This window comes from Pedobacter planticolens (assembly GCF_014172375.1).
Classification (GTDB): domain Bacteria; phylum Bacteroidota; class Bacteroidia; order Sphingobacteriales; family Sphingobacteriaceae; genus Pedobacter; species Pedobacter planticolens.
Genome location: NZ_WNXD01000002.1, coordinates 417994 through 441600, shown reverse-complemented (window position 1 = coordinate 441600; position 23607 = coordinate 417994). Strand labels below are relative to the sequence as shown.

Sequence of the window (23607 nt, the reverse complement as noted above, 5' to 3'; positions counted from 1 at the left end):
ATGGAAAGAATACTGATTGTTAATAGCATCTACAAACCAGAGCCAGGCGTGTCTGCTCAAATTGCCGAAGCCTTAACGGTTGAACTAGACCAACTGGGGTACTTCGTTACTATTCTAGCTCCATTTCCTTCAAGACCCAAAGGCTATAAGTTTGATTTTAAGTATACAAAGCATAAAACACATATAGAAAAGATAGGGAATAGTAGCAATCTCATACGCTTACCTTCTTATATTTATTCTGGGTCAAATCCAATTCTTCGCTTAATCGAAGGCATTTCTTTTGGTCTGGCATGTTATAGATATATTAGAAGAAATAGCCACACTTTAGATAAAGTTTATATGAACACTTGGCCTATTTTTGGTCAGTATGGAGTTGCCAAAGCCTGTATGTTTGAAAAAAAACCATATATCGTTCACATACAAGATGTATACCCTGAGTCGTTTACAAATAAGCTCCCAAATTTTCTTAAAAAAATTACTCATACATTATTATTTAAAATTGAGAAGTTTGTTGTTCAAAATGCTTCTCAGGTTGTTGTAATCTCAGAAACCATGAAAAAGCTAATCATGAGTACGAGAAAGATTAAAGAAGAAAAAATTCAAGTAGTAATCAATTGGCAAGATAGTTCTCAATTTAGTTTGAATGAAAAGCAACCAAAATCAGATAAATTTACATTTATGTATCTTGGAAATATTGGTACTGTTGCAGGAATTCCCTTTCTATTAAAGTCCTTCGCTTCTTCAAATTTAATGGCAAAATTGATTATAGCTGGTTCAGGGTCACAAAAATCAGATTGTATAGCTTATGCTAAATCTTTTCCAAAAGTCGATATTGAATTCCAAGAAGTCCCTGATGGGAAAGTGCCTGAAATACAAGCACAGGCAGATGTGTTTTTATTGCCAATTATAAAAAATGGCGCAAGCAGCTCCGTCCCTTCAAAGCTTCCATCCTATATGTTTAGTGGGAAACCAATAATTGCCTGTGTTGATCATAATTCGGAAACCGAAAAATGTATTAAAAGTGCAAACTGTGGTTGGGTAAGCGAACCAGAAGATGTACAACAATTGGTGGCTATTTTAAGAAAGGTTGTAGAATTGCCACCTTCAGATTTGGATATTCTTGGCGCCAATGCGTTAAGATTTGGTCAAAAATATTTTTCAAAAGAAGTTAATCTTAATAAATTAATCAACCTAATTACTAAATAATGCTTTATTTAATAGTTAAAAGAGCAATAGATTTGTTGGTGTCGTTTATTTTGATACTAATTCTATTTCCAGTTTTACTCATCATTGGAATTGCTATTTATATCAGTAATCCGGGTTCGGTTATTTATAAACAAATAAGGATGGGCAAGGGCCGAAAAGTTTTTAAACTCTTAAAGTTTAGATCAATGATTGTAAATGCACCAGATATACGTAATGAAGATGGGTCTACATTTAATAGTGAAAATGATCCAAGAGTTACTAAAATTGGACGATTTATACGGAAAACAAGTCTAGATGAATTGCCACAATTATTTAATGTATTTCTTGGAGATATGAGTTTGGTAGGCCCGAGACCAGACCCCATAGATGCTGTAAATTTTTATCGTGAAAAGGATTTTATGAGACTTACTGTGCCACAAGGTATTACAGGGTGGGCACAAGTTAATGGGCGCAACTCTATTAGTTGGGAAAGGAGAAGAGATTATGATTTGGAGTATTTACAAATTAAATCAATTCTTGCAGATATTAAAATTTTAATCATGACTTTTATACAAGTCTTAGGTCGAGCTGGAATAAATACACATGATACATGAAAATATTACTGACAGGAGCAGGTGGGTTTACTGGAGGTGTATTGCTAAATACGCTTCTTAAACATGGACATGAATTAATTACATTATGTAGAAAAGCTCCTATTCATAAAAAAACTGGTGTCACCTATAAAGAAACAGATATTAAAAATATATATGATGTTTTAGGAACTAACATAAATATTGATGCAATACTTCATGTTGCTGCATCTGTGAATTTTGATACTTCATGGGATGGGATTACTCAAATAACTTCAGATAATATATTGTCTACCCAAATATTAGCAAATTTTGCTGCAGACGTTAATGTGAAAAAATTTATTCTTTCCTCTACTTGTTCAGTTTATGAAAAAAATAAAGGAATAATTGATGAAGAGAGCCCAGTTCGCCCTCTCAATTATTATGCAGTTTCCAAATTATCAGCAGAATGGTTAGCCTACTCCATCTTAAAAAATAAAGTTCCAGAATTTGGGATTCTAAGATATTCTTCAATTTATGGAGATGGTCAACGATCCAATACAATTCTTCCAATTTTTGTTGATAAAGCAATAAAAAATTCCAATATAAAAATTTTTGGCAGTGGAAATAGAATTCAGGATTATGTTCATGTAGAGGATGTTGCATCAGCTAACTTGCTCTGTTTAGAAAATAAAATTGGTTTCGCCGATTGTTATAATATTGGATCTGGTGATGCTGTTTCAGATATTCAGTTGGCAAAAACAATTATAGCAAATTGGGGCTCTAATTCAATGATTGAAATTCTAAATTTAAATCAAAATGAAGAGATTGGATTTAATTTTTCAATTGAAAAAGCCAGGAAAAACCTTGGATATAGCCCTTCTTCATTAGTTCAGGGGCTTAGAAATTACTAATATGAAAAGTCTTTTTATTGCCGATATTCACGCAAATAAATATGCTCTAAAAGCAGTTTTACAACATAGTACTACGCAAAAGATTGATCAAATATATTGTCTTGGTGATATTAGTGGGTATTTTGAGGGGACTTCTGAGGTAATTAGCTTGCTGAAAACCTATGATGTGAAATGTATAAAAGGGAATCATGATGGCTTTATTAGTGGTCAGGCCCAGATAAATAATAAAAAGGCTTATTATGAGGCTTACCTCTCTACTCTGAAAAAGTTAACCAACCAAGAGAAAAATTGGATAAGTTCATTGCCTAATCAGTTGATACTAAAAGAAAAAGGACATATTACAAATTTATATCATGGTGGCCCTAATGATCTTTTAAATGAATACACATATCCAAGCAAAATTAAATCATCTTATTTTGAATGGAATGGAGCAAACTTTTTCCTATTCGCACATACACATTTACAGTTTGGGATAGGTATCAACAATAAGTTATTCCTTAATCCCGGTTCTGTAGGATTGCCTAGAAATGGTGATTATAGAGCCCATTTTCTTACAATTGATTTCGAAAATATAGATGTAACTCCCTATAGAATCAGTTATGATATAAATAAAATGATTGATGATTGTTTATATTCAAAGGCTATTCATCCTACTTATTTACATAATCTCATTTTTGGTAGAACGTCAACAAAACCGCTATCAGCACATACTATTGATCAATCCTATTTACAGGAGTTCATTACTTTAAATCCCAATATATACATAATTAATACTAAATTTGGCTTAATTCTTGAAATCGAATGTATTCAGAATAACGCTAATATAATTTATATAGCATTTTATCAAGATAATACAGTTGAAATTAGCTCTTCAACTCTAGTTTTTCATTGGCAATTAGATTTAAATCTTACTGAGATGAATGCTATAAATTTAGAAAAAGATAGTGCAGGTTATTATTACTTGGCGAAATATGAAAAGAATGATTTTAATAAAAATATAAAAGCAAATATTTCTCTAGCCTTAGAGATTGTGAGTAAATTTAAAATAAAGAATGTCAAAATATAATATTTTAATTACCGGTACTGGAGGATGTGGTGTTGGAGAAGGTTTATATAAATCCTTAAAACCCCTAAAAGATTATAATGTTTTTTCTTGTAATAGTAGTGATAACTCTCTTTATCTTTTTGATGATCCTACTACCAGTTTTATAGTTCCTCCAGCATCTCATCATGATTATTGTAAATGTCTAATTAATATTTGTAAAACACACCAAATTAGTGTTGTGTTGCCCGGATCAGAGCAAGAACTTGTAGTGTTGGTTAACAATAGGAATCTTTTTAGCTTAGAAGGGGTTGTTATTTTTGCTAATACTGCTGAGGTAATTAATACTTATGATAACAAATGGGAAACCTTTGTGAGTCTCAAAGCATTAAATGTTAAAACTCCAGATACAACAATAGACATTGATGATAAGAGTTTTTTTATGAGAAATTCTTATCCTATTATTGTGAAACCGATATATGGGAATGCTTCTAAAAATGTTTTCATCGTTGAAACCAAAGAAGAATTGAAATGCATTTCTGCTTATCTCGGATTTAAAAAAATAGATTTTGTGATTCAAGAGTATGTAGGAAGTGCTAAAGAAGAGTACACTATTTCCGTTCTATCTGATCTTTCAGGGAATTTTTTGGGATCTATCGTATTAAAAAGAATTTTAGCGGGAGGGTTTTCTCAGTATATAGAATGTGAAAGCTTTGACGAACTTGACCGAATTGCACAGCAGGTTGCTAAATCTGTAAATTCAAAAGGCCCCTTAAATATTCAATGCAGAATAATGAATGGAGAGCTATATGTCTTCGAAATCAATCCAAGATTTTCTGGCACCAGTCCATTTAGGGCATTATTAGGCTTTAATGAAGCTGATATTTTATTTAAAAAGATGTTCCTTGATGTAAATGTTTTTAATAGGGATAAGATACAAACTGGAAGTTTTGGCGTTAGAGGTTTCCAAGAAAAAGTATATTTAAAATCAATTAAATCTCAACTACAAATCAATTCATAATGACAATTCCATTTTCACCACCTTACGTAGATCAAGATATCATTGATGAAGTTGTTGATACACTTCAATCAGGTTGGATTACTACTGGGCCAAAGGTTAAAGCTTTAGAAAAAGAAGTTGTAAAATTAACTGGCTGTCCAGAAGCATTATGCGTTAATTCGTGGACATCGGGTGCGATTTTAATCTTAAAATGGTTTGGCGTTGGTCCTGGCGATGAGGTTATTGTGCCAGCTTACACCTATTCAGCTACAGCTTTAAGTGTTTTACACTGTGGAGCAACCCCGGTAATGGTAGATGTTAATGTGGATTTTACAATTGATCCTGATAAAATAAAAGCTGCAATAACAGAAAGAACTAAGGTTATCATGCCAGTTGATATTGCTGGGTTAATGTGTGATTATGGGACTATTAATGACATTGTTAATGAAGTAGCTATAAAAAAAATATTTAAGCCAACTAGCGAAAAACAACAGCAATTAGGTAGAATTTTAGTGCTTTCAGATGCAGCGCATTCTGTCGGTGCATCCTATAAAGGTATACAATCGGGTGTGGCTACAGATATTACCATATTTTCTTTTCATGCCGTTAAAAATATAACTACGGCAGAAGGTGGCGTGATTTGTATTAATCTACCTAGTGATTTTGATACTGCTGAAGAATATAAATTAATGAGAATTTGGACACTGAATGGGCAAACTAAAGATGCATTTTCTAAATCTCAATCAGGTGGCTGGAAATATGATATCCTTTTTGCAGGGTTAAAAGTGAATATGCCAGATTTATGTGCTGCAGTTGGGCTTGCTCAAATTAAAAAATACGATAATAATTTGCTGCTAGAACGAGAAAGAGTAGCAAAGCAATATGAATTATTTTTTCGTCAAAAAGCTTGGGCACAGCTTCCAATTCTGGAGGATCAAAATAGAAAATCATGCTATCATTTATATCCACTAAGAATTAATCAGATTTCTGAGATTCAAAGAGATCAAATGATAGATTTTATTTCTTCATTGGGTGTGGCAGTTAATGTGCACTTTATACCGATGCCCATGTTAACGCTATTTAAAAGTTTAGATTACCAAATAAGCAATTATCCTGTTGCTTTTGATAATTATTCAAGAGAAATATCGCTCCCAATATACCCTCAATTAACTACAGAAGAAATTGAATATGTATGCGAGGCAATAGCACAGGCATACCAAAAGATTATGGTTTCTTAGCTGTTCTCTTTATTAACGCTATTTAATTTTAGTGCCAGTTATGGTTTGTTCTGTACTTTGAATTCCGATTAGAGGGTGGTCAAAAAATAAACATATTGGTTATTACGATGAAAGCTGTAATAATTTTATCTCACATATGGGAAATGCCGGATTTGTTAAGGTAAACAATTTATTTTTTTTAAATTTGTTTATCCCTATTCTTCCTTACGTGTTTTCAATTTATGCAGCAAATCGATTTAAGTATAATTATAGTAACCTTTAATACAGAAGAAATTTCATTAGCCTGCATTAATTCAATACTCACTTCTAAAACAAGTTTCAATTTTGAGATTATCGTTGTTGATAATCATTCAATGGATCAAACTACAACTAGAATCAAAGAAGAGTTTAGTGAAGTTGTTTTAATAGAATCGAATACTAATTTAGGTTTCGCTAAAGGTGTAAATCTTGGCATTAAACAATCAAAAGGTAAACACTTACTCTTGTTAAATAGTGATACATTGTTGTTTGCAGATACCCTGGAGACTTTAATGAATGACGCTATAGTACATAATTATGGGATCGTGGGTGCTACCATGTTGAATAAAAATCAAACTATTCAGCGGAGTTGGTTTGATTTTCCAACCACTTTAAAAATATTTTTACGCTTAACCAATTTAAGTATTGTCCTCTTTAAATTGTTGCATTCTCCTTTTTTTAAACATTTATTCTTTTGGAAAAAACCTGCATTTTTACTTCAAGCCGAGCAAGTATCTGAAATGGACTATTTATCTTTTGCTTGTATTTTGTTTAAAAAAGAAGTTATTGAAGCGGTTGGTTTACTAGATGAAGAAATGGTCTTTTATCATGAAGATTGTGAGTTTGCCTTAAGAGCTAGCAAACAGGGTTATAAATTTATGTACAGTAAAGCTAAAGTAATTCACTTTGGGGGTACATCTTCTATTAATAATCCAATTTTTTCTTTTGAAAATGATATTAAGGGCCTATTGCATCTTTATAAAAAGCATTATTCTAAGCGTAGTTTTAGCACTTTAAAAAGAGTAATTCAATTGGCACTTTATTGTAGGCTTTTTTTATGGCGCTTTGGCTATTTTAAACGTATTCATAAATTTTTAATCTATGAAGATTTGGGCGAACGTACACCAAAAAATGAAGCGCTTTTTGCCAAATACAAAGAATTAATAAAAATGGCTAGCACTTATTCTTAATTAGTGCATCTTTATAAACGTATTTATTTATTGTTTTTACTAGCGCACTAGTTAATGAACATACATCATTTGCATGAGTAAGCTTCATCGTGAAATTTGGCGAGATGCCCTAAGTTATTTACCGGTAAAGATTTTGCCAGCATTCTCTGGCTTATTCACCATTTATTTGTTAACGAAAAGTCTACCTACAGATTTGTATGGATATTATGCATTTGTATTGGCTACGGTAGTGTTATTTGGTCAGTTAATTAATGGTTGGATAAATAGTGCTGTTGTTTATTTGTACCCAGATTATCAAAGTACAGGAAATTCGATTGATCTTAAGGTAAATGTAATTGCTATTCAGTTTTGTTTTTTTATTTTGGGAACAACTGGTTTTATTCTTGTCAATTATTTTGCAGACATTTCAATTGCCACCATTGGTTTAAGTTTACTATTGCTTTTTTTGCAAAATTTCTTAAGCCTGCTGTATAGTTTTTTGCAAGCAGAGCGAAGGATTCCTCTCCAAACTAAATCCAGTATTTTACAAAGTATTTTCCAAATTATAGGGATGATTATTTGTTGCTTTTTTTTTAAGCAAAATTTAAATCTGGTTATTTTGGCTTTAATTGTTAGTTATTTTGTTGCTAATTTTTATTTGTTGTGGATGGGGAAAGTTTGGAAGGAATTAATAAAAACATCAATTTTTAATTTAATTGCCCTCGCTCATATAAAACGCATTTTGTATTACGGCTTACCTATATGTGTTTGGTTTTTTGCCACTCAATTTTATGCATTTGGCGATCGCATTTTGTTTAGGTATTTGAATATTGATGATTTAGTTGGTAATTATAGCGCCTTTAAAGATTTAGCAATTGGTTTATCTGGTTTCGTTACCATGCCATTGTTACTTGCTTCACATCCACTAATTATGCAGGCTTGGAAAAAGGGTCAGGATAATAAAGTAATTGAACGTGTTTTACGTCAAAATATTAGCATATTAAGTGTGGCGTTTACCATTAGTTTTATTGCATTGCTGCTTATTGGAGATTGGTTATTGGTTAAAATAGTTGGGCCCAATTATGTTTTAAATACGGATTTAATGTGCCTTGTGTTGTTGTCTGTTTTTTTTGCTGCTTTATCTTTATATTTGCATAAGGGGTTAGAAGTAACAGGAAAAACGCTATTGATGCTGAAAATTGCTCTACTTGTTTCAGTTTTAAGTTTTGTTGCAAATTGGTTAGTTTTACCAGTTTATGGGGTTTTAGGAGCCTGTATTGTTTCCGTTTGTGCACAGCTTTTATATTGTATATTGGTTTATAGCTATACTAGAAAAGTTTTTAGAATTCAACTTTCAAAGCTGTTTATTTTCGAACTTCTTTTTTTTATTGGCTTCGCTTTTTGCCTTACCTCTTCCTTGTTGCCATTTCACATTACGCTATTGTGGCGGCTTGTATGCTTCTTTTGTATTGCCTTATACCTAGTAATACGTGCAAGTAGACTACTGTTTGCCAGAATTTAATAGTCTGTTCAGCAATCGCGAAAGAATATAATCTCGGCTGGTGCTTTCCATTCACTCGTCCTTCCCAACTTGATTGGGAACCGTAACGCAATAAGAGGCTTTTTTACGCATTACAATTCCCTCCTAGGCTTATCGGATGGGGATTGAAATGCAATGAGCTTTAAGGATTTCCACTTTCGTGGGAAAGACGGCAGTAGAACTCCAAAAACAATACCTTTTGTTAAGGTCTTCTTTGGGTCTTGTTCGAGACTCCTTCGAGAAAACCCGCCATTTCTCGAAGGAGTCTCGAACAAGACCTTAACAAGTACACAAGAAAACAATAAATTAAGCAATGCCGTAATGCATGATATAATTGTTCCAGTAAACACCCCGCCCGTTTGGCACCCACTGATTTTACATCGGAAGGAATTGTGATCTATATTGCCTTTTCTTGGAGCTCTTTAGTAGACACAAATATTTAAGGATCTGTGTCTACACAGTAACCAAAGGAGTTGAATTGTGGAGTTTAATTTAGGGTTGAGTTTTTTGGTAAAAATTAATAGCTATATTAGTGATTTAAAAATTATCCCTATTTTTTGCTGTTTTATGAAATATAAACTTTTATTTTTAGTATTTATTTGTAATATAACTGCGCTATTTGCACAAACATTGCCTGTTGGGATGTTAGGGAATATAGATGATTTTTACCGCAGGCAACAAGTTTTGGGAAATGACACCTCCAAAGTGTCTTACATGGTTAGGCCATTGTATTTATCGCCAGTTGTGCAAGAACATCAACGTTTGGATGATTCTCCTGAAGGGCTTTCAAAAGAATATTTTAGGTCATTATTGTATCTTTCTGCTAATCAGAAGATGGCAGTATATGCTTTACCAGTAGTTTGGCAAAACCAATTTAATAGTCATCACCCCTATGGGATAAATGATGGGGCAATGATAGGAGCCAAGGGGTATCAAACGTTGCTGTCTGCTGGAATTTATGCTCGTTTTGGCCCTTTAAGTGTACAGTTTAAGCCCGAGGTTGTGTTTGCGCAAAATGCTGCTTTTCAGCAAATCGAAGCTAAAAAATATCCAGCATCTTTTAATAGTGCTTATAAAAGTTATTATAATAAAATTGATTTACCTGAGCGTTTTGGAACGGGTACTTATCACCAATTTAATTTAGGTCAAAGCAGTATTCGGTTAAATTTTGGGCCAGCATCTATTGGTGTTTCGAACGAGAATTTATGGTGGGGCCCAGGGTTTAGGAATGCATTACTGATGACCAACAATGCTGGAGGTTTTAAACATGCTACCTTAAATACAACCAGGCCAATTGCTACCGCTATTGGTTCTTTTGAGGCTCAAATTATAGGTGGTAAATTAGAGCAATCGGGGGTTGTTACTTCTCAGGAAAGTCAGTTTGTTCCAAAAGCAAAAGATTGGCGTTATTTATCAGGCATTATCGTTACTTATCAACCTAAATGGCTACCAGGTCTTTATTTAGGTTTTGATCGATCTTATATTGTTAATGCTAGCACAATGGGACATGGCTTTAGTGATTATTTTCCTTTTCTTTCTGGATTGGAAAAATCTGGTTACCAAAGTGGAACAGTTAATTTAGAAGATTCCAAAAAAAGAGATCAATACATTTCTTTTTTTGCTAAATGGGTAATGCCCGAAGCTAAAAGTGAGGTTTACTTGCAATGGGGTAGAAATGACCATGCTTGGGATTTAAGAGATTTGGCTGTAGAGCCCGAGCATACCCGAGCCTACGTTGCAGGATTTAGAAAATTAGTTCCCTTTAGAGGTAGCGATGATGAATTTATACAATTGGCCTTAGAGTTTACGCAGCTAGAAGGCTCTTCTACTAAAACCACAAGATTTTCTGAGTATTGGTACTCTCATTATCAAGTTACAGATGGTTATACCAATAAGGGACAGGTGATAGGCGCAGGAGTAGGGCCAGGAGGTAATATGCAAAGTTTTGACATTAGCTGGGTAAAAGGTTTTAAGCGTTTGGGCGTATTATTAGAGCGAAGTGTACATCAAAATGATTTATATTATGCCGCTTTCCCAAATACCATTGAACCCAGAAGGCATTGGGTAGATTTAGATGCTACGCTAAATGGTGATTGGACTTTTGGGCAATTTTTAGTGAGTGCACAATTGGGTTTAGCGCATTCTTTAAATTATCAATATCGTTTCGAAAATCCAGTTCCAAATCAATTTTGGGTATGGGATAAATATAATGCAAATAATTTTCATGCTAAAGTAGGCCTAGTTTACACCTTTAACTAATTTTAATTTACACGATGCTCTCTATTTTTAAACGAAACTCTCCAGTAGTAACAGATTTAAGCTGGCTTGGGGTAGATATTCATTCTCATTTATTGCCAGGAATAGATGATGGCGCTCCAGATCTCGAAACTTCTATTTTTTTAATTAAAAACCTAAACGAGCTCGGCTTTACCAAGTTTATTTGCACGCCGCATATTTTTAAAGAATTATATCCCAATACGCCCGAAACAATACATGCAGTGCTACATGGTGTAAGAACAAGCTTACAAAAAAATGGCTCTACAGTAGAAATAGCTGCAGCGGCAGAGTATATGATTGATGCTGATTTTGAGCTAAATGATAGTTTATTGTGTTTGCCAGAAAAACATGTGTTGATAGAAATGTCTTACCTATCTGAAGTGCCAAACATAGAGCAAGTCATATTTGATCTTCAGATTAGAGGTTATACTGTTATTTTGGCACACCCAGAGCGCTATAACTTTTATCATAAAAACCTATCTCGTTATCAGCGCTTTAAAGATATGGGCTGCCTATTTCAACTTAATCTACTGTCTGTAACAGGGTATTATGGTAAAGAAGTGAAGCAGGCAGCAGATTACCTGCTCAAAAAAAACCACTATGATTTGGCGGCAACAGACTTGCACCATGAAAAACATTTAAGTGTGTTGCAACAAATAGTAAAGAGTGGCGAACTATTTAGAATGATTGGGGATTACCCTTTTAAGAACAAGCAGCTATTTGGGTAAAAGCAACAATAATAATACCTTTAACTCAGTATACTATGCCATATACCCTATAAGTGCCCTTAATTTTATATTAAACTTATTATCTTTACAGGCATATTCTTTTATACATCCCTATACTATGAAGCAACATTTTACTCCCTATACTTTTAAAAATCTACTCATACTTGCCCTTGTTTTAGTGCTCTCTGCTTGCGCAAGCACCAAGAAAGTTACTTATTTTCAGGATATCCCTTTAGCTGGTCAATCTCAAATTAAAGAAATGGCTCAATTTACTGAGCCTGTTATACAATCAGATGATATTCTTACCATTAATATTTTTAGTATTGACCCACAAAGTGCCTTAGTTATTAATCAGGCTAGTAGTTTACAAACTTTAGGTGCAAATTCAGCTGCGAATACTAATCAACAGCAAATTATGGGATTTTTAGTAGACAAAAATGGTGAAGTTGAAATAGTGGGCATAGGCAAAGTAAAACTAGCAGGGTTGACCACCTATCAAGCAAAAGCGCTGATTAGAGAGAAAGCAGAAACGTTATATAATAAACCAAGTATCGAAGTACGTTTTGCAAACTTTAAAGTAACAGTTTTAGGAGAAGTTAATCGCCCTGCTGTATATACCATGCCTAACGAAAAAGTAACTTTTTTAGATGCTTTAGGGTTGGCGGGCGATTTGACTATTTTTGGTAGAAGAGAGAATGTAATTCTAATCCGTGATCATGCAGGTAAAAAAGAGTTTATTAGGTTCGACTTAAACTCTACTGAATTTTTAAATAGCCCTTATTTTTATTTAAAACAAAATGATGTTATTTATATAGAACCAAATAAGGGTAAGGCCGCATCATTAAATGCTGCTCGTACACAAACTTATGCCATTATAGGTTCTGCTTTGTCTGTTTTAGTCGTGTTATTTAGCAGACTATAGTCCTTTTATTTTACCACATTTACCGTACATATTATCAATGAATACTATACCCAATCATATTATCTCAGAGAAAGAGGAAGAAGGCGTAAATTTTAAACAATTGTTTGCCAAACTAATAGGGAAGTGGCCTTGGTTGCTACTTTCTGTAGTTATCTGTCTTGGAATTTCTTATCTCTATGTCCGCTATAAAACACCGATGTATAAAATCTCTGCAAGGGTTTTGGTGAATGACGAAAAGAAAGGTGCTGGTATGTTGGGTGGGAGTAATTTACTAGGTGATTTAGGTGGGCTTTTGGGTTCTAAAAGTACTGTAGACAATGAAGCGGAAATTCTGAAAACACGATACTTGATGGAGCAAGTGGTTCGAGATATGGACTTAAACATAACCTATTATCACAAGGGTAGAGTTAAAGATGTGGAATTATATAAATCACCGTTTAAAGTAAATTTAATAACTTCTCCAGATACCATTAAATTGGCTAAATTTAATGTAAAGATATTAAATGCTAATAAAATCGTTGTTAGTTTTGAGGATCACCAAAAGACAGCAAGTTTTGATCAGGTTATCAATTTGCCAAAAATAGGCACATTTACAATTAGCGATGTACATGAGGTGCCTTTTTTGAATGAGGAATATAATTTTACTATTTCTTCTGTTGATCAGAAAGTAGTGGACCTGATGGAGGAATTAGAGGTAGGGGTTACTAATAAATTGGTAACTATTGTTGATCTTAGTATCAACCACCCAATCCCCAAAAAAGGCGAAGATATTTTAAATAAGTTGATACAAAAATATGTAGAGGCCAACTTAAAAGATAAAAATGAAGTTGCTGATAGTACGATTAAATTTATTAAAAATCGTTTAAATTATATTGGTACCGAATTAGGAGATTTAGAAAGCAACATACAGGGCTTTAAACAGAAAAATAATTTGGCAGATATGAGCGAGCAATCAAAATTGCTGGTGCAAAACTCGGCTGATTATATGAATGATTTGGCTAAAGTAGAAATACAGCTGAGTATGTTAAGTAGTTTGCAAGATTACTTAAAAGACGAAAGTAAGCGAGTGCTACCAAGTTCTTTAATGCCAGCAGATTTGGTTTTTACAGGTTTAATGGAACGTTATAACGCCCTATTGTTAGAGCGAGATAGACGATTATTAGGGTTAACTGAAACTAATCCTTTGATTTTGAATCTGGATCAGCAAATTGCGAACATGCGTAAAGATATGTTGGCCAATTTAATTTCTACAAAAAACAGTTTGCAAATTACACGTAATAAGCTGAATACACAACTGAAAGGCGCAGAAGGGCAAGTTAGACAAGTTCCTGCTATTGAGCGTAGTTACTTGAATTTGGCTCGTCAACAACAAATTAAACAAGAACTGTATATTTTCTTGATGCAAAAGAGTGAAGAAACGGCTATTTCTAAAACTTCCACTATTGCTAATTCTAAAACTATAGACCCACCGAAATCTGAAGTCAAACCGTATACCCCTAAAAGAAGTATTGTCGCTCTTCTAGGATTGATCATGGGGTTCGGTATCCCTATTGGTATCATTTATTTGCTAGATGTATTTAATGTAAAGGTTAATAACAAGGATGATATTTTAAAAATGACTAATGTGCCCATATTAGGAGAAATTAGCCATAATGATGAACAAGATAATTTAGTAGTTGCCAATAGTTCTCGTTCGGCTATTGCGGAGCAATTTAGAGCCTTGCGTACCAATCTCTCGTTTTATATAGGTAATGAAGATCATAAAGTAATCCTTTTTACATCCAGCATGTCTGGAGAAGGTAAATCGTTTATGGCCATTAACTTAGGGAATATCTTAGCCATTACTGGTAAAAAAGTTTTGTTAATGGAATTAGATTTACGTAAACCTGGTTTATCTGCTAAATTGGATTTGCCAAATAAGCAAGGGTTTACCAATTACATTATTCAAAAAGACATGGATGCTAAGGATATTATCAAACCTTTGAGTATCCATGAGAATTTATTTATTATTAATTCGGGACCCATCCCACCTAATCCGGCAGAAACGTTATTAAACGAGCGGACTAAAGCTTTAATAGAAGAATTAAAGACGCAGTTTGATTATATTATTATAGATGCCCCTCCAGTAGGTATTGTAACCGATGCGCAATTAATTGAGCCTTATGCAGATATCTGTTTGTATTTGGTACGCCAGAAATACACCTATAAAGCGCAATTAAACATTGTAGAGGAATTGCATAGAGATCAGAAAATGAAAAAATTGGGCATTGTGGTGAATGATATTCAAGCCTCTAATTCTTATGGTTACGGCTATGGTTACGGCTATGGTTACGGTTATGGTTATGGTTACGGCTATGGATATGGCGCATATGGAAATGAGAATAAGAAAAAGAATTTCTGGAAGCGACTATTTAAAAAAGGTTAAGTATTCATAATGATCAATATACCAGGTGTGTATGAAAATGGTTCAGTGTAGTCTAATTATTCGTTCTTTTAATGAAGAGAAACACATTGGTCGTTTGTTACAAGGTATTGCTAAACAAACACTTTTTCCTTTTGTAGAGGTTATTTTAGTAGACTCGGGGTCTACTGATGAAACAGTTGCCATTGCCGAAAGCCACGGCGCCATTATTGTCCATATCAAACCCGAAGACTTTTCTTTTGGTAAAGCAATTAACGTGGGTTGTGCAGTAGCGAATGGAGAGTTTCTACTTTTTGCTAGCGCCCATGTGTATCCTTTGTATACCGATTGGTTACAAAAAATGCTGAGCCCTTTCGAGCAACCTAAAGTAGCTTTGGTTTATGGTAGACAAGTTGGTAATGAATTGACCAAATATTCTGAACATCAATTGTTTAAAAAATGGTTTCCAGCAGTTTCCAATTACGAACAGGTTATTCCTTTTTGTAACAACGCAAATGCAGTGATTAGAAAAGAGCTTTGGTTACAACAGCCTTATGATGTGCAGCTTACTGGGCTTGAAGACTTAGATTGGGCTACTAAAATACAAACTAAAGGTTATGTAATTGCTTATGAAGCTTATGCTCCTATTGTACATGTGCATGAAGAAACCCCATCAAGAATTAAAAACAGATATAGACGCGAAGCTATTGCACTAAAAAACATTTATCCAGAAGAGAAATTTTCTTTTTGGAGTTTTATCAGATTAACCACCACTAATATTTGGTCTGATGCCATTCATGCTATACACGATGGGAAGTTCTTTGTTTCAATTGCCTCTATTATCATGTTTAGAACCATGCAATTTTGGGGAACTTATTTAGGATATAGTACTAAAGCAAAGCCAGATGAAACTTTGCGTATGCGCATTTATTACCCGAATGATTTTAGAAGAAAACTTTTCAAAAAAAGAGAAACAGAAAGCCATTTAGGTTTCGGAGAAAAAATTAATTATACAGAGATGGAATATTCATCGTATGAAAAAGAATAAACTAACAGCCATTGTACCCATGCGCCATTCTAGTGAACGTGTGCCTGGAAAAAATTATAGAGATTTTGCAGGAAAACCCCTATTTCATCATGTGGTGGAAACCTTATTAGCCTGTAAGCAAATAGATTTAATAGTAATAGATACAGATAGCCCAATTGTGAGGGAACAATGTGCAAAAGCATTCCCAACTGTATTGGTATTAGAGCGTCCTGAACATTTAAAAGATGGCAGTATCCCAATGAATGATGTATTGCTAAATGTGATTAATCAGGTGCCGTCAGATTTTTACCTGCAAACACATAGTACTAATCCAATTTTAACAGCTAATACCCTAAGTGCAGGTATTGAGAAATTTCTATCACTTTATCCAATTTACGATTCCTTGTTCTCTGTAACTAGAAAACATGTAAGATTTTGGGATAGCTTGGCCAGACCGATCAATCATAATGCAAATATTTTATTACGAACGCAAGATCTCCCTCCAATTTTTGAAGAGAATTCTTGTTTTTATCTTTTTACTAAAGCGATTTTAGCACAAAAGCATAACCGAATTGGAGATAGGCCATTTCTTTATGAGATACCTGAAGCAGAGGCCCAAGATATTGATGTGGAATTAAACTTTATTATGGCCGAATTATTATATAAAAACCTGAATAAACTGTAAATGAAAGTACTGATTACATGCCCACCAATGCTCAGAGCAATTGATCAACTTAGACACTTGTTTGAAGAAAAAGGAATAGAATTGATTACGCCAAACGTAGTTCAAGTACTAACCGAAGAAGAATTAATTGCTATTGTACCAGAAGTAGATGCTTGGATTATTGGAGATGACCCAGCAACAGAACGTGTTTTTACGGCTGGTAAAAACGGTAAACTTAAAGCTGCTGTAAAATGGGGAGTTGGGGTAGATAATGTAGACTTTAAAGCTTGTGAAAAATTAGGTATTCCGATAGAAAACACACCTAGAATGTTTGGCAATGAAGTAGCCGATATGGCTATTGCATATTTTACAGGTTTAGCTAGAGAAAGCTATTTAGTTGATAGAGAAGTGCGCAAAGGGAATTGGATAAAACCTCCGGGTATGTCTATTACTGGTAAAACAGTAGCTCTTGTTGGCCTTGGAGATATAGGATTGGGTGTAGCCCGACGATTGAAAGGTTTTGAGGTGAATATAAATGCCTATGATCCATTTACCAAATTAAGCGCAACCGAAGCAGGAGTTAATCAAATTCTTAAATTTCCGGAGGCTTTAGCTGATGCAGATTTTGTGATTATTACCTGTGCACTTACACCATCTAGTTATCACTTAATTAATGAAACAAGCATTGGTTTGATGAAAAATGGAGTTAAACTGATAAATGTTTCTAGAGGAGCTTTAATAGATGAAACGGCATTAGTGGCTGCCTTAAAATCTGGAAAAGTAAGTGGTGCTGGTTTAGATGTTTTTGAAATAGAACCTTTGCCAGCCGATAGTGAATTACGGACTTTTGAACAATGCATTTTTGGTACTCATAATGGTTCAAATACAAAAGAAGCAGTGATTAGGGCAAGCCATAAAGCCATCAGTCTACTTTTTGGTTTTTTAGGGATTAATTAAAAATGGCAAACATGAAAACGGTATTAATTACGGGGGTATTAGGTGGAATAGGTAGTCAGTTGGCTAAAACATTTAAAGAAAATAAGTATAAAGTGATAGGCTTGGACATTAGAACTGCGCCAACACCAAATTGTGATCAATTTTATAGATTTGACCTTCATCAGTATTGTTCAGACCCTGTTTATAAAAAGGAAATGGAAGCCATTTTTGAGCAAGAAATTCCTGAATTATTTTTACTCATTAACAATGCTGCGGTACAACTATTAGCCAGTGTAGATGAACTTAGACTAGAAGATTGGAACCAAACTTTAAATGTAAATTTAACAGGCCCATTAATGTTAAGTCAGTTTTTTCTTTCTAGGCTCGAAAAATCATTAGGTTCAATTATTAATATTGCTAGCATTCACCATCAATTAACTAAAAAGAGATTTGTGGCTTATGCTAGCTCTAAAAGTGCATTGGTGGGGCTTACCAAAGCCATGTCTGTAGATTTGCAAGGTAGGGTAAGAGTGAATGCCATTAGCCCTGCGGCAATAGATACTCAAATGCTAAGGGACGGGTTTAATAACGATGAAGCAAAAGTTCAATTGTTAAATGAGTTACACCCTAGCCAGCGAATAGGTAAACCACAAGAAGTATCGCAATTGGCTTTGTTATTAGCTGAAGATAAATTAGGCTTTATCAATGGGGCAAATTTGAATATTGATGGTGGTATTAGTAATGTATTAAAAGATCTTGAGTAAGCTCGCATCATATAAAAACATAGACCGAATTTGGAATTCACCAACTTTGATGACATGGTTGAGTTATTCTACCAAGGCATTGGCATTGTTTGGTATTTTACCTTTAGTTTTAAATAGATTTTCTTCTGGAGACATTGTCCTTTGGTATTTGTTTTCTACCATTATCTCCTTACAGAGCATTGCCGATTTTGGATTTAGACAGACTTTTTCTAGAATTATATCTTATGCTTTTGGTGGTGCAAAAGATATTGAAATTTTTAAAACGGATAAGGTAAATAAACTGTCAGACCATAATGAGGGGCCGAATAAGTTATTGTTAAACCAGATCGTTTCAACAATGAAAAGTATGTACTTATGGTTAACACTAATTGTTTTTATATTAATGGCCATATTTGGTACCTGGTCCATGTATCATCCAATAACAGATGCGTCGAATATTACTGAAGCTTGGTGGGGTTGGTGGCTTGTCCTTATTGTTTCTGTTGCTGGTTTTTATAGTAAGATATATCTTAACTTTTTAGAAGGGCTAAATAAGATTGCCTTGGTAAGACGTATTGAAACACTTACTTCCATTGGTGCTATTTTAACTAGTATATTAGTGCTTTATTTGGCACCAACCTTACTTAATTTGGTTATTGTTAATCAATTTTGGGTAATTGTTGTGTTGCTTAGGGATATTTATTTGTGTAGAACGGTTGATGATGGCATTTATAAACATGTAGCTAAAAAATTGCCATTTGATAAGCATATCTTCCAGAAAGTATGGCAACCTGCCTGGAGAAGCGGGATATCTGGTTTTATGTCCGTTGGCTTAACTAATTTAACAGGATTAATTTATGCACAAATAGGGAACGCACATGAAGTGGCATCCTATTTATTAGCACTTCGAATTATTAATCAAATTAAAGAGGTATCTATGGCTCCTTTTTATAGCAAACTGCCGGTATTAGCGATGCTTCGCGTTAAGGAAAATTTAAAAGAACTTATCCACGTATGTAAAAGAGGAATGTTCTTAAGTCACATGGTTTTCATCATTGGATTTATTACTGTAGGTTTTTCAGCGAATTGGTTATTGACATTAATACATAGTCAAGTTCCATTTGTAAACCAAAAGTTATGGATGTTATTGGGAATTGCTTTTTTTGTTCATCGTTTTGGTGCGATGCATATCCAAGTGTACATGTCAACTAATCATATTATTTCTCATATTGCCGATGGTGTCTCTGGAATTTTATACATTATCTCATCCCTAGTCTTAAGTCAATATATCGGAATATACGCCGTGCCAATTGGTATGTTAGTCGGCTATTTAGGTTTTTATGCATGGTATGCTGCCAAGTATTCGTACCAATCGTTACAAGTTAATGCATGGCAGTTTGAAAAATCTACCTCTGCATTGGCAGTATTAATCTTGATCCTTTATATTTTAATAAGTTCGAAAATGAATTATGGAAAAATCTAATTTAGAGTTAATTAAATTTAATGCAAAAAGAATTGCTAGAGTAGTCGTAGACTTTACGAGAAATTTGATTTTTGACAAAAATGGGGCTAATAGGGGAGTTTTTTTAATATCTTCTTCTGAAATTCGCGGCAAAGAAGATGAGATTATAAAGCGCCTAAGATATTTCGATAATAAACTTGATATTCACGTGTTAAATAGAATATCACCTAGTCAACAACTTGATTATTCTTTAATTGGAATCGTTGATAGTAAGAGCTTTAACGTCGGTTTTTCTCGATTAAAAATTAATGAGGTATTTAATTTTGATTATGAAGTAAATCATATTGATGGATGGGAATATCATTACCTGCTTTCAAAAGTTTATAAAAATGACTGTGAAGAAGGTATTCAATATGGTAAAAGAAAGTTAAATGAATTGAAGCTTAAACAATCAAAGGAATATTCAAAGGCATATATTTTAGGTACAGGTCCATCACTAGAAAAAGCAGACGAAGTTGATTGGTCAGATGGTATTCGCATAGTTAGTAATACGATAGTTAAAGATTATGAGTTATTTAAATACATAGATCCACATTATATTGTTGCAGGTGATGCAATTTATCACTTTGGCATGAGTAAGTTTGCAGAGAGTTTTAGAGCTGATTTAAGGCATTGTTTAAGTTTAACAAACACTTATTTTGTATTCCCAGTATACTTTTACCCATTTTGCTTAAAACAGTTTCCGGAATTTAAAGATAGATTAATTCCAGTTCCTCAGGGAAAATCCGAATTAGTACATTTTGATCTAACTCAAAGATATTTATTGCCTTTGTTAGGAAATGTGTTACCTTTATTGCTGTTGCCATTAGCCTGTACTCTGTCAAAAAATATTAATTTATGGGGCTTCGATGGTCGTTCCCCAAACGATAAATTGTTCTGGAAAAATTCATCAAGGCATTTTTACACAGATTTGGTGCAAGGTATTACTCAACTACACCCAGCTTTCTTTGAGAAACTAGTCCCCAAGGAAGCACCTGAATCATATGTTAAAACTGTTCATGGAGATGTGCTTGATCATGCATTATCTGTTGCTGAGGAAGCTGGATTTATTTTTACAATGATGCATTTTTCGTACACAGAAACACTAAGCAAACGATATGCAAAAAACTAGTGATTTTAAATATACATTTTCTTTTACAGCGTATTTTGTTTATTTATTGGTGATTATTAAACTTGTAATCACATCGCAAAATTATATAATTTTCTTAGCGGGTTTGTTGCCACTAGCACTACTTTCCATAGTAAAATTTGCTAATATCAAGAATTATAGATCCGAGTTAATTAAAGCGGCTTCAATAATTGTGATTTTTATCTGTATCTATTACTTTTTAGTGAATTATAATCTTCGACAAAGCCAGAAAGCACTTAATTCTATCATTGTTATTGTGATGTACATTGCATCCTCCTTCTTGATTTTAAGGAATAGAAAGTTATTGGAAATTAAGTATATGAGAAATGCATTTCTATTTATATCAATTTTTATCGTTTTTATTCCTCACCTTTTAATTACAGGAAATCTGAAGTTTGGAGCATTTTATAATCTGATTGATAAAAGTCTAATTACAACAACAACTGTGGAAGCTCCTTTAATCATTTCGATATTGTTTTTGCTGTCTATGTTTGATGCTGTCTACAATAAGAAATGGAATACTATTAACCTTTTCTCAATCTTTTTTTCAGTATTTGTTTTAATGGTATTCAGTAGGAGGGGATTTATATTTAGTAGCATTTTCTCATTATTTTTCTATCATATTTGTTTTAGATTGAAGAGAAAATTTTTAATATATCTTTCTTTTTTAATGTTGTTTTTACCAATGTTTTGGGAGATCATCTCAGTCTATATAGTAATGTTATTTAAAACCGATTTGATTACCTCCATAGTACAACGAAATGATGTTAATGAGATTGCAAATGCAACAGGTCGTGCACTTGCTTGGACTAATATTCTTAGCATTTTTTTTACGTTTGATTATAAATATTTTTTTGGATACCCAGGAGGGCCACCAGAAAATCTGTTTATTGAAGTTAAAGGAGAAATTGGTGATCGATATTCACACGCACACAATACATTTCTTCAACTCTTTTTAGATGGGGGATACTTTATTTGTATTATCTTCATTATTATGTTAGTGAGGGCTTTCAAAAATTACAATAATGCAAGGGCTCTTGATAGCAGTAACCATAATTTTTATTTTGTATTAGTGGTTTTTCTTTTTTCATTGTCAGCAACAGAGACCTTAATTAGGCTTCAACAATTCTCTTTGTTTATTTTTACTTTTGCCTTATTAGGCTTTAACCTTATTAATTTAAAAACTATAAATAATAATTTTAAACCTTCGGCAGAACTGAAAGTTTAAAATGAAATTAATTAAAGTCTGTTAAATACTTTCGTCTTGAAAATAAATTACACTCAATAATGAATGTAAAAAAAAAACTTCTAATCGTTACACCTTATATGCCTTATCCACTAAATTCTGGTGGAAATATTTCTCAGTTTGAGATGAATGATTCTCTTCGCAAAAATTATCATCTCATTATAGTTTTTCCTTTACGTACAGCTGAGGATTTGATAAACTTTGTAGTGCTTAAATCTAAATGGGAGGATGTTACTTTTTATCCTTTTTATGCTAAGCGTTTTTCTAAGATTATTAAGGCATTAAAACAAGTGCCTAGCGTACTTTCTAGATTATATAATAAGTTAGAAAGTACTGGCAAAGAGATAAATGAAACAGATCGGTTTGTGATTAGTAGTACCTCTCTTTTTCGTTCAAGGCGAATAGAATTTGACAAGGCATTTGTTGGTCATGTTAAAAAAGTAATAACAGAAATAGACAAAATAAATGCGATACAGGTTGAGTTTTTTGATTTTTTACCACTAATTAAATATCTACCTAAAAATATTCCATCAATTTTTGTTCATCATGAGTTAAGATTTATAAGGGAAAAAAGAGAACTTGAAATTATACAAATAGACCTGCCTCTTTTATCAAGGCTACAGAGAAAAAATGAAGAATTTGAATTTTTTTGGCTTAAACAATATGATCAGGTTTTGACTGTTTCAATAGATGATTGCAAACTATTAGCTGATAGAATATTTCCTGCTAGAGTAACGGCCTCACCTTTAAGTATTAAATACCAAAACGCGACACCTGTAACTTATAAATTCGATAACAAGCTTATCTTTTTGGGTGGAAGTGAGCATTTTCCGAATAGGGAAGGTGTTAATTGGTTTATAGGAACATGTTGGGAAGTGTTGAAAGCCAAGCACAAAGATCTTTCATTACTCATCATAGGGAAATGGGGAGCACAAGATGTAAAGCAATATGAAAATTTTGATGGGGTTAAGTTCATGGGCTTTGTAGATGACCTTTTCTCAGTTATGGCAAATAGTATATTCATTGTACCCATTAGAATAGGGAGTGGTATTAGAATGAAGATTATAGAAGCAGTTAATCACGGACTTCCCTTTGTTACCACAACAGTAGGTGTGGAAGGACTAAGCTTTAAAAAAGATGAAGATTGTTTGATAGGAGATACTTCACTAGCATTTGCAAGTAGAATAACTGAGATTATTGAAAACCCTTCACTTGCACAAGAGTTGATTGCTCATGCAAGAGAAACACTTGTTCAGGGATTTTCGTACGAGAATTCGATAGAACTAAGAAAGAATATATACGAATCGATTTTTTAAATGCCATTTGAATTTAACAAG

General features: G+C 33.4%; 20 protein-coding genes. All 20 read left to right on the top strand.

The window, feature by feature from the left end:
* Complete coding sequence (locus tag GM921_RS10515; RefSeq protein WP_182922598.1) at positions 1-1206, top strand: glycosyltransferase family 4 protein; 1206 nt, start codon at positions 1-3, stop codon at positions 1204-1206.
* Positions 1206-1799, top strand: coding sequence for a sugar transferase (locus tag GM921_RS10510; protein WP_182922597.1), 594 nt, complete (start codon positions 1206-1208; stop codon positions 1797-1799). The genes GM921_RS10515 and GM921_RS10510 overlap by 1 nt, the downstream gene beginning before the upstream one ends.
* Positions 1796-2668 (top strand): NAD-dependent epimerase/dehydratase family protein, encoded by an 873-nt coding sequence (locus tag GM921_RS10505; protein WP_182922596.1) that lies wholly within the window; start codon positions 1796-1798, stop codon positions 2666-2668. The genes GM921_RS10510 and GM921_RS10505 overlap by 4 nt, the downstream gene beginning before the upstream one ends.
* A gap of 1 nt (position 2669) precedes the next feature.
* Positions 2670-3734, top strand: a complete 1065-nt coding sequence (locus GM921_RS10500) for a metallophosphoesterase family protein (protein ID WP_182922595.1) — start codon at positions 2670-2672, stop codon at positions 3732-3734.
* Positions 3721-4731, top strand: a complete 1011-nt coding sequence (locus GM921_RS10495) for an ATP-grasp domain-containing protein (protein WP_182922594.1) — start codon at positions 3721-3723, stop codon at positions 4729-4731. Before GM921_RS10500 ends, GM921_RS10495 begins: the two co-directional genes overlap by 14 nt.
* Positions 4731-5948, top strand: a complete 1218-nt coding sequence (locus GM921_RS10490) for a DegT/DnrJ/EryC1/StrS family aminotransferase (protein ID WP_182922593.1) — start codon at positions 4731-4733, stop codon at positions 5946-5948. The genes GM921_RS10495 and GM921_RS10490 overlap by 1 nt, the downstream gene beginning before the upstream one ends.
* A 221-nt stretch (positions 5949-6169) precedes the next feature.
* Positions 6170-7156, top strand: a complete 987-nt coding sequence (locus tag GM921_RS10485; RefSeq protein ID WP_182922592.1) for a glycosyltransferase family 2 protein — start codon at positions 6170-6172, stop codon at positions 7154-7156.
* Between the two features lie 73 nt (positions 7157-7229).
* The gene (locus GM921_RS10480) at positions 7230-8657 is read left to right on the top strand and encodes a lipopolysaccharide biosynthesis protein (protein ID WP_182922591.1); all 1428 of its coding nucleotides are present in this window, start codon (positions 7230-7232) and stop codon (positions 8655-8657) included.
* A gap of 585 nt (positions 8658-9242) precedes the next feature.
* On the top strand, positions 9243-10934 hold the full coding sequence (locus tag GM921_RS10475; RefSeq protein ID WP_182922590.1) for a capsule assembly Wzi family protein: 1692 nt from the start codon (positions 9243-9245) through the stop codon (positions 10932-10934).
* 14 nt (positions 10935-10948) lie between these two features.
* Positions 10949-11680 (top strand): tyrosine-protein phosphatase, encoded by a 732-nt coding sequence (locus GM921_RS10470; RefSeq protein ID WP_182922589.1) that lies wholly within the window; start codon positions 10949-10951, stop codon positions 11678-11680.
* Between the two features lie 118 nt (positions 11681-11798).
* Complete coding sequence (locus tag GM921_RS10465; RefSeq protein WP_182922588.1) at positions 11799-12602, top strand: polysaccharide biosynthesis/export family protein; 804 nt, start codon at positions 11799-11801, stop codon at positions 12600-12602.
* Between the two features lie 37 nt (positions 12603-12639).
* Positions 12640-15027: a GumC family protein gene (locus GM921_RS10460; protein WP_182922587.1), complete on the top strand. Its 2388-nt coding sequence runs from the start codon at positions 12640-12642 to the stop codon at positions 15025-15027.
* A 31-nt stretch (positions 15028-15058) separates the two neighbouring features.
* Complete coding sequence (locus tag GM921_RS10455; protein ID WP_202985652.1) at positions 15059-16051, top strand: glycosyltransferase family 2 protein; 993 nt, start codon at positions 15059-15061, stop codon at positions 16049-16051.
* Positions 16038-16715: an acylneuraminate cytidylyltransferase family protein gene (locus GM921_RS10450; RefSeq protein WP_182922586.1), complete on the top strand. Its 678-nt coding sequence runs from the start codon at positions 16038-16040 to the stop codon at positions 16713-16715. The genes GM921_RS10455 and GM921_RS10450 overlap by 14 nt, the downstream gene beginning before the upstream one ends.
* Positions 16716-17651: a phosphoglycerate dehydrogenase gene (locus GM921_RS10445; protein WP_182922585.1), complete on the top strand. Its 936-nt coding sequence runs from the start codon at positions 16716-16718 to the stop codon at positions 17649-17651.
* Positions 17652-17662: 11 nt separating this feature from the next.
* Positions 17663-18394 carry an SDR family NAD(P)-dependent oxidoreductase gene (locus tag GM921_RS10440; RefSeq protein ID WP_182922584.1) on the top strand — a complete coding sequence of 244 codons (732 nt, stop codon included), beginning with the start codon at positions 17663-17665 and terminating at the stop codon, positions 18392-18394.
* Complete coding sequence (locus GM921_RS10435) at positions 18387-19856, top strand: MATE family efflux transporter (protein WP_182922583.1); 1470 nt, start codon at positions 18387-18389, stop codon at positions 19854-19856. The genes GM921_RS10440 and GM921_RS10435 overlap by 8 nt, the downstream gene beginning before the upstream one ends.
* Positions 19843-21006 carry a hypothetical protein gene (locus GM921_RS10430; RefSeq protein WP_182922582.1) on the top strand — a complete coding sequence of 388 codons (1164 nt, stop codon included), beginning with the start codon at positions 19843-19845 and terminating at the stop codon, positions 21004-21006. Before GM921_RS10435 ends, GM921_RS10430 begins: the two co-directional genes overlap by 14 nt.
* Positions 20993-22252: an O-antigen ligase family protein gene (locus GM921_RS10425; RefSeq protein ID WP_182922581.1), complete on the top strand. Its 1260-nt coding sequence runs from the start codon at positions 20993-20995 to the stop codon at positions 22250-22252. The genes GM921_RS10430 and GM921_RS10425 overlap by 14 nt, the downstream gene beginning before the upstream one ends.
* 59 nt (positions 22253-22311) lie before the next feature.
* Complete coding sequence (locus tag GM921_RS10420) at positions 22312-23586, top strand: glycosyltransferase family 4 protein (protein WP_182922580.1); 1275 nt, start codon at positions 22312-22314, stop codon at positions 23584-23586.
* Positions 23587-23607 lie beyond the last annotated feature (21 nt).

Excerpts from the sequence above, each read along its gene's own strand:
- GM921_RS10515 (WP_182922598.1), top strand. The coding sequence starts at position 1 with ATGGAAAGAATACTGATTGTTAATAGCATCTACAAACCAGAGCCAGGC.
- GM921_RS10510 (WP_182922597.1), top strand. The coding sequence starts at position 1,206 with ATGCTTTATTTAATAGTTAAAAGAGCAATAGATTTGTTGGTGTCGTTT.
- GM921_RS10505 (WP_182922596.1), top strand. The coding sequence starts at position 1,796 with ATGAAAATATTACTGACAGGAGCAGGTGGGTTTACTGGAGGTGTATTG.
- GM921_RS10500 (WP_182922595.1), top strand. The coding sequence starts at position 2,670 with ATGAAAAGTCTTTTTATTGCCGATATTCACGCAAATAAATATGCTCTA.
- GM921_RS10495 (WP_182922594.1), top strand. The coding sequence starts at position 3,721 with ATGTCAAAATATAATATTTTAATTACCGGTACTGGAGGATGTGGTGTT.
- GM921_RS10490 (WP_182922593.1), top strand. The coding sequence starts at position 4,731 with ATGACAATTCCATTTTCACCACCTTACGTAGATCAAGATATCATTGAT.
- GM921_RS10485 (WP_182922592.1), top strand. The coding sequence starts at position 6,170 with ATGCAGCAAATCGATTTAAGTATAATTATAGTAACCTTTAATACAGAA.
- GM921_RS10480 (WP_182922591.1), top strand. The coding sequence starts at position 7,230 with ATGAGTAAGCTTCATCGTGAAATTTGGCGAGATGCCCTAAGTTATTTA.
- GM921_RS10475 (WP_182922590.1), top strand. The coding sequence starts at position 9,243 with ATGAAATATAAACTTTTATTTTTAGTATTTATTTGTAATATAACTGCG.
- GM921_RS10470 (WP_182922589.1), top strand. The coding sequence starts at position 10,949 with ATGCTCTCTATTTTTAAACGAAACTCTCCAGTAGTAACAGATTTAAGC.
- GM921_RS10465 (WP_182922588.1), top strand. The coding sequence starts at position 11,799 with ATGAAGCAACATTTTACTCCCTATACTTTTAAAAATCTACTCATACTT.
- GM921_RS10460 (WP_182922587.1), top strand. The coding sequence starts at position 12,640 with ATGAATACTATACCCAATCATATTATCTCAGAGAAAGAGGAAGAAGGC.
- GM921_RS10455 (WP_202985652.1), top strand. The coding sequence starts at position 15,059 with ATGAAAATGGTTCAGTGTAGTCTAATTATTCGTTCTTTTAATGAAGAG.
- GM921_RS10450 (WP_182922586.1), top strand. The coding sequence starts at position 16,038 with ATGAAAAAGAATAAACTAACAGCCATTGTACCCATGCGCCATTCTAGT.
- GM921_RS10445 (WP_182922585.1), top strand. The coding sequence starts at position 16,716 with ATGAAAGTACTGATTACATGCCCACCAATGCTCAGAGCAATTGATCAA.
- GM921_RS10440 (WP_182922584.1), top strand. The coding sequence starts at position 17,663 with ATGAAAACGGTATTAATTACGGGGGTATTAGGTGGAATAGGTAGTCAG.
- GM921_RS10430 (WP_182922582.1), top strand. The coding sequence starts at position 19,843 with ATGGAAAAATCTAATTTAGAGTTAATTAAATTTAATGCAAAAAGAATT.
- GM921_RS10425 (WP_182922581.1), top strand. The coding sequence starts at position 20,993 with ATGCAAAAAACTAGTGATTTTAAATATACATTTTCTTTTACAGCGTAT.
- GM921_RS10420 (WP_182922580.1), top strand. The coding sequence starts at position 22,312 with ATGAATGTAAAAAAAAAACTTCTAATCGTTACACCTTATATGCCTTAT.